The organism is Janthinobacterium sp. SUN137, from assembly GCF_030587265.1.
Classification (GTDB): domain Bacteria; phylum Pseudomonadota; class Gammaproteobacteria; order Burkholderiales; family Burkholderiaceae_D; genus Janthinobacterium; species Janthinobacterium kumbetense.
This window is the reverse complement of the sequence record NZ_JAPWHZ010000001.1, coordinates 1187864-1200083: the sequence shown is the minus strand read 5'-3', so window position 1 is coordinate 1200083 and position 12220 is coordinate 1187864. Positions and strand designations below refer to the sequence as shown.

The window sequence follows — 12220 nt, the reverse complement described above, 5'->3', positions numbered from 1 at the left end:
AAAAAAATTCCGCGCAAGGCGGAATTTTTTTTAAGGCAGCGGCATCGGCTGCCGGAATAGGGTCAGCTATCGAATTTTTCCTGTTTTTCACCGTGCATGCTAAAGGCCAGCAAGCCCAGTCCCACCAGCAACATCGAGACCATGCTCGCTTCGGGCACGGGCGGCGGCACGTTCGTTTGCTGCACGGGCGGGGCCGTGGCGGCTGCGGACGGAGGCAGTGCGCCGTGGCGCGCACCGGTGCTGCTCCAGCGCGGGGCCGCGTTGAGCATGGTGCCCTGCGCCAGCAGACGCGCATACGGCAAGTCTGGTGTGTCCCAGCCGGGATTGTCGGCAGTGCTGGTGAAACCGAGACTGTCGTCGCTCACGACCTGGGCGTGTGTCGTGGGCGGGGCGCTGGCCGCCGCACTGCCGGCGCACGCCGACAGCGCCAGCATGGCCATGCCTAGCGGCTGAAGTAACTTCATCTTTGACTCCCTGGTTCACCGTGCGGTGCGGTCGAAAACCGGCCTGCGCCTGGACGGACAATGCGCCTGTACGGGGGCGTATCACGATTTTTCTGAAGAGGTCTTATTACAGCACAAGTCGTGGCAATTTTGCTACGTTTATTTACTTTAAATTACGAATATTTATCATTTTGATAGCGTGATGGCTATCGCTGCCGCACACTTCGCATGAGCACGCTATCGCCGAAAAACACTGTTGTTTTTTTGTGCGAATCGCCAGCAGGAAAACAGTATATTGATTAGTATATTGTTTATCGCATGATGATCAATATGACCGCCTGTGGGAGGGCACGATGGAGACAGTCGCAACACAACACGCCGAATACAACCTCGACGCCATGCGTGGCTCGGCCTACAAGGCCAGCTCGCTGCTCAAGGCCATGGGCAATGCCGACCGATTGATGCTGCTGTGCCAGCTATCGCAGGGCGAGCATTGCGTCAGCGACCTCGAGCAAACAGTGGGCATCGGCCAGCCGACCCTGTCGCAGCAGCTGGGCGTGCTGCGCGAAGAGATGCTGGTGGCCACGCGGCGCGACGGCAAGCAGATCTATTACCGCGTCGCCAGCGCGCCCGTGCTGGCCGTGCTGCAAGTGCTGTACGCGCAATTTTGCGCGCCACGCCCCACGTTCAACGACGAAGCGGACTGAGTATTTCCATGCACATCGACTGGCAGCATTTCACGCCGTGGGCCTCGCTGGCCGGCGGCATGCTGATCGGCCTGGCCGCGGCCCTGCTGATTCTGTTCAATGGCCGCATCGCCGGCATCAGCGGCATCGTCGGCGGCTTGCTGCGGCCGCGCCGTGGCGACCTGGGTTGGCGCATCGCCTTTCTTGCCGGCCTGGTCGGCACGCCCTTGCTGTATTCGCTGTGGCAAGCCTTGCCGCCCGTGCGGATCGATGCGGGCACGCCCGCCCTGATCGTGGCGGGCTTGCTGGTGGGCGTGGGCGTGCGCTATGGCGCCGGCTGCACCAGCGGCCACGGCGTGTGCGGCCTGTCGCGCCTGTCACTGCGTTCGCTGGCGGCCACCATCGCCTTCATGGCGGCCGGTTTCCTCACCGTCTATCTGTTGCGCCATCTGTGAGCAAGCTTATGAGCAAGCTGATCCTTTCCCTGTTGAGCGGCCTCGTCTTCGGCCTGGGCCTGATCGTTTCCGGCATGAGCAACCCGGCCAAGGTGCTCGGCTTCCTCGACCTGGCCGGCGCCTGGGACCCGTCGCTGGCGCTGGTGATGGGCGGCGCCATCGGCGTGGCCATGCCTGCCTTCTGGCTGGCGCGGCGGCGCAGCACGGCGCTGCTGGGCGAACCCATGCAATTGCCAGTATCGCGGCGCATCGACCGGCGCCTGCTGCTGGGCAGCTTGGCCTTTGGCGCGGGCTGGGGCATCGCCGGTTTCTGTCCCGGCCCCGCCCTCGTCTCCCTGCTGGCGGGCCAGCCGAAGGCGTGGCTGTTTACCGGCGCCATGCTGGCCGGCATGCTTCTCTTTGAAGTGCTGGAGCGCCGCAAGCTGCCGGCGCCGGCCTGAGACGGTACAATCTGGCGCATCGCCACTTGAAGATACCCGCCTGACATGAAAACCGTGATTTTCCGCGCCGGCGCGCGCGCCGCCCTGTTGTGCAGCGTGCTGGCGCTGGCCGCCTGCGGCAGCTTGCTGAAGAAAGACGCTCCGCCCGCTCCCGTGCCCGTGGCCGACACCTTGCCCAATCCGCAAGTGTTGCTGCTGGGCGAAGTCCATGACAATGCACAAGGCCAGCGCCTGCGCGTCGAGGAATTGCGCCGCCGCCTGGCGACCGGCTGGCGTCCCGTGATTGTCATGGAACAGTTCGACCGCGAAAACCAGGCCTTGCTGACGCGCGCCGCGCGCGATTGCGCCGACCCCGACTGCATCATCCGCGTGATGGAACAGCCGCGCTGGGACTGGAGCTTGTACCGGCCCGTGCTGGACCTCGTCATCAGCTACCAGCTGAGCCTGGTCGCCGGCAACCTGTCGCCCGCCGATGCCTCGCGCATCGTGCGCGACGGCATCCAGTGGGCCATGCCGCCGGCCATGGTGGCCACGTACCTGGCCGCGCCCGTGCCGGCCGATATCCTGGACGGGCAAGAGAAGGAAGTCCAGGCGGCCCGCTGCAATATGCTGCCCGACATGATGATCAAAGGTGTCGTCAACGCCCAGGTGGCGCGCGATATCTGGATGGCCAAGCTGATCCGTGACCAGGCGCCGCGCGACGTGGTGTTGATCGCCGGCAACGACCACGTGCGCAAGGATATCGGCGTGCCCCGCTGGCTGAAGCTGGCCGACCCGCAGCTGAACGTGCGCAGCATCGGTTACCTGGAGCAGGGCGGCAGCGGCTACAAGGGCACGTTTGACCTGACGCAAACGATGCCCGCGCAACCGCGCCCGGACCCGTGCGCCAAATTCAAGAAATAAGGTTCAAGCAATAAGCGCTACTGCTGCACCCGCACCAGGGCGCTGACCCGGCTTGCCGTATCGAGCAGTTTCGGCAAGCTGTGTTCCAGCAGGTGCGCGACGGACGGCCCCGCCGTCTGGCCGCTGACGTTGATGGCCGCCACCACCTTGCCGGCCCGGTCGAACACGGGCGCGGCGAGGGCGATCAAGCCCTGTTCCAGCTCTTCCTGCACCAGGCACCAGCCCTGGCGCCGCACTTGCGCAATCTCTTCCATCAAGACGTCGATATCGACCTTGGTCGCCGGCGTGATTTTCAGCAGCGCCATCTTCGACAGCCGTTCGCGCAGCACCTCGGGCGCCAGGCCCGCCAGCAAAACCCGTCCCATCGAGGTGCAGTAGGCGGGCAGGCGGCTGCCGATGCCCAGGTTGATCGACATGGTGCGGTGCGCGGACAGGCGCACCACATACACGATGTCGTCGCCGTCGAGCACGGTGGCCGAGCACGACTGGCGCAAGGTCTGCATCAATTCTTCCAGCAGCGGCTGCGCCTGCGTCCACACGGGCAGCGACGACAAATAGGCATAGCCGAGGTCGAGCACCTTCGGCGTCAGGCGGAACAGCCGCCCATCCGCTTCCACGTAGCCAAGATGCAACAAGGTGTGCAGGATGCGCCGCGCGCCCGCGCGCGTCAACTGCGCCCGCTCCGCCACTTCGCTCAGGGTCTGTTGCGGCGCGTCCGCGCCAAAACTGCGCAGCACGGCCAGGCCCCGCGCGAACGATTGCACATAGCTGTCGCCAGGGCGGGGCGCGCCGTCGGCATCGAGGGTTTCTTCGGCGGAAAGGGGCGTGCTGCTGCGTGCGGTCATGGCGATTCCAATTGATCAAGGTGGCAATTATAGCCATGGCGCTAGCGAAAACGGCAAATTGACAAGCGCCCCGATCAGGCATATTCTCACGAATAAGTTCTAAATACGAATATTTGTTCGCTATACGAACAAATGTCTGATGAGTTTGATTTGAAGGGGACAGGCAATGATCGACAAACTGCGTTCCAGCGTGCTTGATGCGCTGGCCGATATCCACGATGGCGCCACCGTCATGATTGGCGGCTTCGGCGGCGCGGGCCAGCCGGCCGAGCTGATCGACGGCTTGATTGCTCAGGGCGCGCGCGACCTCGTCATCGTCAACAACAATGCGGGCAATGGCGACACGGGCCTGGCCGCCCTGCTGAAAAACGGGCAAGTGCGCAAGATCATCTGCTCGTTCCCCCGTCAGGCCGATTCCCACGTGTTCGACGCGCTGTACCGCGCGGGCAAGCTGGAGCTGGAGCTGGTGCCGCAGGGCAATCTGGCCGAGCGCATCCGCGCCGCCGGCGCCGGCATCGGCGGCTTTTTCACGCCCACGGGTTACGGTACGGATTTGGCGAAGGGCAAGGAAACGCGCGAGATCGACGGCCGCATGTATGTGTTCGAGTCGCCGATCCACGCCGACTTCGCCCTGATCAAGGCGGAGCAGGGCGACCGCTGGGGCAACCTGACTTACCGCAAGACGGCGCGCAACTTCGGCCCCATCATGGCCATGGCCGCGAAAGTCAGCATTGCTTCCGTGCATGAAGTTGCCGAGCTGGGCAGCATCGATCCCGAGCACGTCATCACGCCGGGCCTGTTCGTGCAGCGCCTGGTGCAAGTGCCGCGCACGGCCACCGGCCCCGCCGGCTTCAAAGCTGCCTGAGGAATATCAAGTGAATAAATGGAATCGAGATCAAATGGCGGCCCGCGTGGCGGCGGACATCCATGAAGGCAATGTCGTCAACCTGGGCATCGGCTTGCCGACCCTGGTGGCGAACCACTTGCCGGCCGGCGCGGACATCATCTTGCACAGCGAAAACGGCGTGATCGGCATGGGCCCCGCGCCCGCGCCGGGCGAAGAAGACTACGACCTGATCAATGCGGGCAAGCAGCCCGTCACCCTGCTGGCGGGCGGCAGTTACTTCCACCACGCCGACAGCTTCGCCATGATGCGCGGCGGCCACCTGGACATCTGCGTGCTGGGCGCGTTTCAAGTCTCCGCCACGGGCGACCTGGCCAATTGGCACACGGGCGCGTCCGACGCCATTCCCGCCGTGGGCGGGGCCATGGACCTGGCCATCGGCGCGAAAAAAACCTGGGTCATGATGGAATTGCTGACCAAGACGGGTGAAAGCAAGCTGGTGCAGGCATGCACGTATCCGCTGACGGGCATCGCCTGCGTCAGCCGCATCTACAGCGACCTGGCCGTGCTCGACCTGTCGCCCGCCGGCGCCACGGTCGTCGAACTGGTGGATGGCTTGAGTTTCGAGCAGTTGCAAGCGTTGACGGCCGTGCCGCTGGCGGACGGACGTTAATTCACCGCCCATTCAATACACTTTCTTGGAGGAAAGAACATGACCCATGCTTACATTTGCGACGCGCAGCGCACGCCGTTTGGCCGCTATGGCGGAGGACTTGCCGGCGTGCGCGCCGACGACCTGGGCGCTGTGCCCATCCGCGCCTTGATGGCGCGCAACCCGAATGTGGACTGGAACGCCGTCACCGACGTGCTGTACGGCTGCGCCAACCAGGCGGGCGAGGACAACCGCAACGTGGCGCGCATGGCGGCCCTGCTGGCGGGCTTGCCCGACAGCGTGCCGGGCGCCACCCTGAACCGCCTGTGCGGCTCGGGCCTGGACGCCATCGGCAGCGCCGCCCGCTTCATCAAGAGCGGCGAAGCGGGCTTGCTGATCGCCGGCGGCGTGGAAAGCATGAGCCGCGCGCCGTTTGTCATGGGCAAGGCGGACAGCGCCTTTTCGCGCGGCATGAAAATGGAAGACACGACCATCGGCTGGCGCTTCATCAATCCCTTGATGAAGGCGCAGTACGGCGTCGATTCGATGCCGGAAACGGCGGAAAACGTAGCGTCGGACTTCGGCATCAGCCGTCTTGATCAGGATGCGTTCGCCCTGGCCAGCCAGGTGAAAGCGCTGGCGGCGCAGCAGGCGGGCGTGTTCGACAGTGAAATCTGCCCCGTCAGCATCGCCCAGAAGAAGGGCGACCCTGTCATCGTTGCCCGCGACGAGCATCCACGCGCCACCACGCTGGATACCCTGGCCAAATTGAAACCCGTCGTGCGCGCGGACGGCACGATCACGGCCGGCAACGCGTCCGGCGTCAACGATGGCGCGGCGGCCCTGCTGCTGGCCGACGAAGCCAACGCGGCCCGCTTTGGCCTGACACCCCGCGCGCGGGTCGTGGCCATGGCGACGGCCGGCGTGGCGCCCCGCATCATGGGCATCGGGCCCGCGCCCGCCACCCTGAAAGTGCTGGCCATGACGGGCTTGACCATGGCCGACTTCGACGTCATCGAATTGAACGAAGCATTCGCCGCCCAGGGCCTGGCCGTGCTGCGCCAGCTGGGTTTACCCGACGACGACCCGCGCGTGAACCCGAATGGCGGCGCCATCGCCCTGGGCCACCCGCTGGGCGCGTCGGGCGCGCGCCTGGCCATGACGGCCGTCAACCAGCTGCACCGCACGGGCGGGCGCTATGCCTTGTGCACCATGTGCATCGGCGTGGGCCAGGGCATCGCGCTGGTGCTGGAACGGGTCTGATTCCGCCCGCCCGCAGGTGAAAAAAGTTGCCGGCGATACGTATTAACGCGTATGCCGGCCGGCTTTTTGACCCTGATCAAGGGCGTATGATGCAAAACCAGCCTGGGCAACCCGGCTGGCGTTGGCTTTTTCACACGAACAAGAAGACTGATATGACATCCCACGATACTCCGCATGACGTTGCGCAGCTGACATCCCAGCAGCGCATCAAGGCCATCATTGGCGCTTCCTCCGGTAACCTGGTCGAATGGTTCGACTTCTATATTTACTCGTTCTGCGCGCTGTACTTCTCGCACGCCTTCTTCCCTTCCGGTAACCCGACGACGCAGCTGCTGCAGACGGCCGGCATCTTTGCCGCCGGCTTCCTCATGCGTCCCGTGGGCGGCTGGCTGTTCGGCCGCATCGCCGACAAATACGGCCGCCGCCAGTCGATGATGATTTCCGTGCTGATGATGTGCGGCGGCTCGCTGATGATCGCCGTGCTGCCTACGTATGAAACCATCGGCGCTTTCGCCCCGTTCCTGCTGCTGGTGGCGCGCCTGTTCCAGGGCTTGTCCGTGGGCGGCGAATACGGTACCAGCGCCACTTACATGAGCGAAGTGTCGGAATCGGGCAAGCGCGGTTTCTTCGCCTCGTTCCAGTACGTGACCCTGATCGGCGGCCAGTTGCTGGCCTTGCTGGTGCTGGTGGTCTTGCAGCAATTGCTGACCCTGGAAGAATTGCGTGCCTGGGGCTGGCGCATCCCGTTCGTCTTCGGCGCCCTGGCGGCCCTCGTGTCGCTGAACCTGCGTAAATCCCTGACGGAAACGACCACCGCCAGCGAGCGCAAGGACAAGGACGCTGGCAGCTTGCGCGGCTTGCTCAAGCACAAGCGCGCTTTCATCACCGTGCTCGGCTTTACGGCCGGCGGCTCGCTCGTGTTCTACACGTTTACCACCTACATGCAGAAATACCTGGTCAACACGGCCGGCATGGATACCAAGACGGCCAGCGCTGTCATGACGTGCGCCTTGCTCGTCTACATGATTTTGCAGCCCGTGTTCGGCGCCTTGTCGGACCGCATCGGCCGCCGCACCTCGATGCTGTTCTTCGGCGGCCTGGCCACCCTGTGCGTGTTGCCGATCATGCATGCCTTGAAAGACATCACCAGCCCGTACGCGGCGTTTGGCCTGATCATCATCGCGCTGGCCATCATCAGCTTCTATACGTCGATCAGCGGTTTGATCAAGGCGGAAATGTTCCCCGTCGAAGTGCGCGCGCTGGGCGTGGGCCTGTCGTATGCGGTCGCCAACGCCATGTTCGGCGGTTCGGCCGAATACGTGGCGCTGCAGTTCAAGGCCTGGCACGTGGAAGAGTATTTCTATTGGTACGTGACCATCATGTGCCTGATTTCCTTCATCGTGGCCATCCGCATGCCGGACCCGAGCCGCTCGGGACTGCTGAAGTAAGCTTGCCGTAAAATAAGGGGACACTGCGGTGTCCCCTTTTTCATCACCGCCTTTTTATCGTGCCGAACAGGAGTTTCCATGTCGTATGTCATTGCCGCAGCCATCCAGCCCAGCGTTCCCGTCAGCGGCAGCGTTGATACTTTTCCCGTTCACCGCATCTATTGCGTGGGCCGCAACTATGTCGACCATGCCCAGGAAATGGGCCACACGGGCCGCGAGGCGCCGTTTTTCTTCATGAAACCTGCCGACGCCGTGCTGCCCGTGCCTGCCGGCACGACGGGCGAGTTGCCGTATCCGGCGCAGACGCAGGATTTCCAACACGAGATGGAACTGGTGGTGGCCATCGGCAAGGGCGGCAGCGATATCGGCGTGGCCGATGCGCTGGATCACGTGTGGGGCTATGCGATCGGCCTGGACATGACGCGCCGCGACGTGCAGGGCGCGGCGAAAAAGCAGGGCCGTCCGTGGGAGACGGGCAAGGCGTTCGAGCACTCGGCGCCCATCGGTTCCATCACCCCGGCCGCGCAGGCGGGCGACGTCAGCCATGCCGCCATCACCCTGCACGTGAATGGCGAGTTGCGCCAGGGCAGCAGCATCGACATGCTGATCTGGAATGTGGCGGAAACCATCGCCGACCTGTCGACCTACTTTACCTTGCAGCCCGGCGATCTGATCTACACGGGCACGCCGGCCGGCGTGGCGGCCGTGCAGCGCGGCGACGAGCTGGTGGGGGCCATCGATGGCCTGGAGACCTTGCGCGTGAAAGTGGTCTAAGTTGTCAAGGAGACTGGCATGATGAATGACACGTATGCTGTGGCGCAACCCACGCGGGCCGGGATCGACGCCCTGGCGGGGCCGGCCCTGCTGGAATTTGGCACGGGCTGGTGCGGCCACTGCCGCGCCACCCAGGCGCCGCTGGCTGCCGCCTTTGCACAGCACCCCGAGGTGCCGCACCTGCGCGTGGAAGACGGCCCCGGCCGCGCCCTGGGACGTTACTTCCGGGTGAAACTGTGGCCGACCTTGATTTTCCTCAAGGATGGCCAGGAAGTGGCGCGCCTCGTGCGCCCGCTCGACAGCGCGGAGATCGCCAAGGCGTTCGCCCTGATCGACGCGTAGGCGGTTTCCATCATTTCTTGCCGCACCGCACCACTGCGCGTATCATAAGCCGCTTACAGCAAGATCAACCGCATCCTTCGTGATGCAGGCGCGATCATCGCCGGCCCGCTCCACCCGGAGGGGCCGCAGGCAAGGATTCACCACAAATGACCGATGCCGCGATGCCGACGCGCGGGTCTGGTACGGAATGCCTGGCGATACGCCGGGCCTGATACACGTCGCCCATCCCCTGACGCCTTTCCTGCCGTGCCCCGGGTAACCGGATGGCGCACGACCGTTGTTTCTCTAAATCAGCACTGATCGCAGCGCGATAGCGCGCGTTTGTTCACCGTTGTCTGCCGTTAACAACGGCGTGTTGCTGCGTGGAATTTGTTTGCGAATTTAATAGCAAATTCACAGCAAATACGTCCGCGCACGGCTATGATATGTGAACCGCGCGCCTAGACAACGTGCTGTGCTGCTGCCTGAAAAAACATCCAGAGAATGGCCTTTAGACACCCTCCCCAAGGAGCGCAGTAAATGAGCACCCCCCCCAAGAAAAATTCCCCCGGCACGGTGCTGTTCGCCAGCCTGATCGGCACCACCATCGAGTTCTTTGACTTTTATATCTACGCCACCGCCGCCGTGCTGGTGTTTCCGAAACTGTTCTTCCCCGCCGGCGACCCGTCGGCCGCCGTGCTGCAGTCGCTGGCCACGTTCGCCATCGCCTTCTTCGCCCGTCCCATCGGTTCGGCCGTGTTCGGCCACTTCGGCGACCGCATCGGCCGCAAGGCGACCCTCGTGGCCGCCTTGCTGACCATGGGTATCTCCACCGTCATCATCGGCTTGCTGCCGACGTATGCCGCCATCGGCACCCTGGCGCCGCTGCTGCTGGCGCTGTGCCGTTTCGGCCAGGGCCTGGGCCTGGGCGGCGAGTGGGGCGGCGCGGTACTGCTGGCCACGGAAAACGCGCCACCGGGCAAGCGCGCCTGGTACGGCATGTTCCCGCAGCTGGGCGCGCCGATCGGCTTCTTCCTGTCGGGCGGCATCTTCCTGCTGCTGAGCGAAACCATGACCGATGAGCAATTCTTCAGCTACGGCTGGCGCATCCCGTTCCTCGCCAGCGCGCTGCTGGTCATTGTCGGCCTGTACGTGCGTCTGAAGATCACGGAAACGCCGGACTTCCAGAAAGTCATCGACAAGAACGAGGTCGTCAAACTGCCGGTGGCCACCGTGTTCCGCCAGCATGGCCGCATGTTGTTCCTGGGCACCATCATCGCCCTGGCCACTTTCGTGCTGTTCTACCTGATGACGGTGTTCGCGCTGAGCTGGGGTACGACCAAGCTGGGTTTCACGCGCAAGGAATTCCTCGTCGTGCAGCTGTTTGCCGTGCTGTTCTTCGCCCTGACGATTCCATTCTCGGCCGTGCTGGCCGACCGCCGCGGCCGCCGCGCCACCCTGATCTGGGTCTCCGTCGCCATTGCCATCTTCGGCCTGGTGCTCGCGCCCATGTTCGGTTCGGGCGTGACGTGGGAAGTGACGGTCTTCATGGCCGTCGGCCTGGGCCTGATGGGCATGACCTACGGACCGCTGGGCACGATGTTGTCCGAACTGTTCCCGCCCGAAGTGCGCTACACGGGCGCGTCGCTGACGTTCAACCTGGCCGGCATCCTGGGCGCCTCGCTGGCGCCGTACATCGCCACCTGGCTGGCCACGAACTATGGCTTGCAGTACGTGGGCTATTACCTGTCGCTGGCAGCCGTGCTGACCCTGGGCGCGCTGCTGATGGTAGGCAAGCCACGCGAGGGCAAGGAAGCCTGGCAGTAACACCCCTCTGACCCCAGCGGTCCCGAAAGCCGCCAGCTGCAACGCTGGCGGCTTTTTTTGTCGGTAAAACACCACGCCGCCCGCCTGCCGAGATTCTTGTTGACAGTCAAAATCGGCTGGTGGTAAGGTGTGCACACGTGTGCAATGCAGTGCAAGTCTTGAAAAAGCACATCCCTGGACAGTGACACCGCAAGATAGCGGTGCGGTCTGAAGTACCACAACGACAACAAACTTGGAGTGAGACGATGAAGATGCGCAATGTTGCGATTGCTATAAGCCTGGCCCTGCCGATGACGGCCATGGCCGCCGAGGAACGCCTGTCCGTGCTGTGTTCGGCCGACATGGAGTGGTGCCAGCTGATGAAGAACCGCTTCGAGGCGGAAAGCAAGATCAAGGTATCGATGATCAGGAAGAGCGCCGGCGAGGCCTACGCGAAGATCCGCGCCGAAGCGTCGAACCCGAAATCGGACATCTGGTGGGGCGGCACGGGCGACCCGCACCTGCAAGCGGCCGCCGAAGGCTATACGGAAGAATACAAGTCGCCCACCCTGCCCAAGCTGCAGCCGTGGGCGCTCAAGCAGGCCGAGACGGCCAAATACCGCACCGTCGGCATCTACATCGGCATCCTGGGCCTGGCCTACAACGAAAACGTGCTGAAGAAGAAAAACCTGCCGCCGCCGCAATGCTGGAAAGACCTCGTCAAGCCCGCCTACAAGGGCGAGATCGAGATGGCCAACCCGAACTCCTCGGGCGCTGCCTACAACGCGCTGGCCACCGTGGTGCAGCTGTTCGGCGAAGAGGAAGCCTTCGATTTCCTGGCGAAAATGGGCCAGAACGTCAGCAAGTATCCGAACGCGGGCGTGGCGCCCGGCGAGGACGTGGGCCGCGGCGAAGCGGGCGTGGCCATCGGTTTCATGCATGACCTGATGAAGCTCACCGTGGCCGGTTTCCCCGTGAAAGTCTTGCCGCCCTGCGAAGGCACGGGTTACGAGATCGGCTCGATGAGCATCGTCAAGGGCGCGAAAAACATGGAGCAGGCAAAGAAATTCTATGAATTCGCCCTGCGTCCCGACGTGCAGAGCGAAGCCGTGAAAGCGCTGGCGTTCCAGATCCCGTCCAATGTGGCCGCCACCATTCCCGCCGCCTCGCCCCGCCTGGAAAACATCAAGACCATCAACTACGACTTCGCCAAGTATGGCGCCTCGGACACGCGCAAGCGCTTATTACAGCGCTGGACGACGCAGATTTATTCTGCCGGCAATTAAGGCGTAAAGACTGTCATCGTACCGAACCTGCCGCATGCCGCAATGGCCATGCCG

14 protein-coding genes are annotated in these 12220 nt (G+C 63.7%); 12 read left to right on the top strand and 2 right to left on the bottom strand.

Going from position 1 to position 12220, the window contains the following annotated elements; genetic code table 11:
* Positions 1-62: 62 nt before the first annotated feature.
* Positions 63-464 carry a hypothetical protein gene (locus tag O3298_RS05450; RefSeq protein WP_289913224.1) on the bottom strand — a complete coding sequence of 134 codons (402 nt, stop codon included), beginning with the start codon at positions 462-464 and terminating at the stop codon, positions 63-65.
* A gap of 332 nt (positions 465-796) precedes the next feature.
* On the opposite strand from O3298_RS05450, the gene O3298_RS05445 reads away from it, so the two are divergent.
* From O3298_RS05445 to O3298_RS05430, 4 genes are read left to right on the top strand one after another with little or no spacing between them, the layout of a single operon-like run.
* The gene (locus O3298_RS05445) at positions 797-1150 is read left to right on the top strand and encodes a helix-turn-helix transcriptional regulator (RefSeq protein ID WP_305058709.1); all 354 of its coding nucleotides are present in this window, start codon (positions 797-799) and stop codon (positions 1148-1150) included.
* Positions 1151-1158: 8 nt separating this feature from the next.
* The gene (locus tag O3298_RS05440; RefSeq protein WP_289913225.1) at positions 1159-1584 is read left to right on the top strand and encodes a YeeE/YedE family protein; all 426 of its coding nucleotides are present in this window, start codon (positions 1159-1161) and stop codon (positions 1582-1584) included.
* Between the two features lie 8 nt (positions 1585-1592).
* Entirely contained in the window at positions 1593-2024 is a 432-nt protein-coding gene (locus O3298_RS05435) for a YeeE/YedE family protein (RefSeq protein ID WP_305058708.1), read from the top strand.
* A 45-nt stretch (positions 2025-2069) separates the two neighbouring features.
* Positions 2070-2927 carry a ChaN family lipoprotein gene (locus tag O3298_RS05430; protein ID WP_305058707.1) on the top strand — a complete coding sequence of 286 codons (858 nt, stop codon included), beginning with the start codon at positions 2070-2072 and terminating at the stop codon, positions 2925-2927.
* A 17-nt stretch (positions 2928-2944) separates the two neighbouring features.
* On the opposite strand, the gene O3298_RS05425 is transcribed toward O3298_RS05430, so the two are convergent.
* Positions 2945-3772 carry an IclR family transcriptional regulator C-terminal domain-containing protein gene (locus O3298_RS05425; protein WP_251350313.1) on the bottom strand — a complete coding sequence of 276 codons (828 nt, stop codon included), beginning with the start codon at positions 3770-3772 and terminating at the stop codon, positions 2945-2947.
* Positions 3773-3938: 166 nt separating this feature from the next.
* Between O3298_RS05425 and O3298_RS05420 the strand changes: the two genes are divergently transcribed.
* The 8 genes from O3298_RS05420 (at position 3939) to O3298_RS05385 (ending at position 12166) form a co-directional block, all read left to right on the top strand.
* Positions 3939-4637, top strand: a complete 699-nt coding sequence (locus O3298_RS05420) for a 3-oxoacid CoA-transferase subunit A (RefSeq protein ID WP_077408447.1) — start codon at positions 3939-3941, stop codon at positions 4635-4637.
* 10 nt (positions 4638-4647) lie between these two features.
* Positions 4648-5289, top strand: a complete 642-nt coding sequence (locus O3298_RS05415; protein ID WP_289903580.1) for a 3-oxoacid CoA-transferase subunit B — start codon at positions 4648-4650, stop codon at positions 5287-5289.
* 39 nt (positions 5290-5328) lie between these two features.
* Positions 5329-6531 carry a 3-oxoadipyl-CoA thiolase gene (gene pcaF / locus O3298_RS05410; protein ID WP_305058706.1) on the top strand — a complete coding sequence of 401 codons (1203 nt, stop codon included), beginning with the start codon at positions 5329-5331 and terminating at the stop codon, positions 6529-6531.
* A gap of 152 nt (positions 6532-6683) precedes the next feature.
* Positions 6684-7979 carry an MFS family transporter gene (locus tag O3298_RS05405; protein ID WP_099666574.1) on the top strand — a complete coding sequence of 432 codons (1296 nt, stop codon included), beginning with the start codon at positions 6684-6686 and terminating at the stop codon, positions 7977-7979.
* Between the two features lie 78 nt (positions 7980-8057).
* On the top strand, positions 8058-8753 hold the full coding sequence (locus O3298_RS05400) for a fumarylacetoacetate hydrolase family protein (RefSeq protein ID WP_289913231.1): 696 nt from the start codon (positions 8058-8060) through the stop codon (positions 8751-8753).
* Positions 8754-8771: 18 nt separating this feature from the next.
* Entirely contained in the window at positions 8772-9095 is a 324-nt protein-coding gene (locus O3298_RS05395) for a thioredoxin family protein (RefSeq protein ID WP_289913233.1), read from the top strand.
* 519 nt (positions 9096-9614) lie between these two features.
* A complete protein-coding gene (locus O3298_RS05390; protein ID WP_099376599.1) occupies positions 9615-10901 on the top strand; it encodes an MFS transporter in 1287 nt (428 codons plus the stop codon).
* A 245-nt stretch (positions 10902-11146) separates the two neighbouring features.
* Positions 11147-12166 (top strand): ABC transporter substrate-binding protein, encoded by a 1020-nt coding sequence (locus O3298_RS05385; RefSeq protein WP_099666577.1) that lies wholly within the window; start codon positions 11147-11149, stop codon positions 12164-12166.
* Positions 12167-12220: the final 54 nt, after the last annotated feature.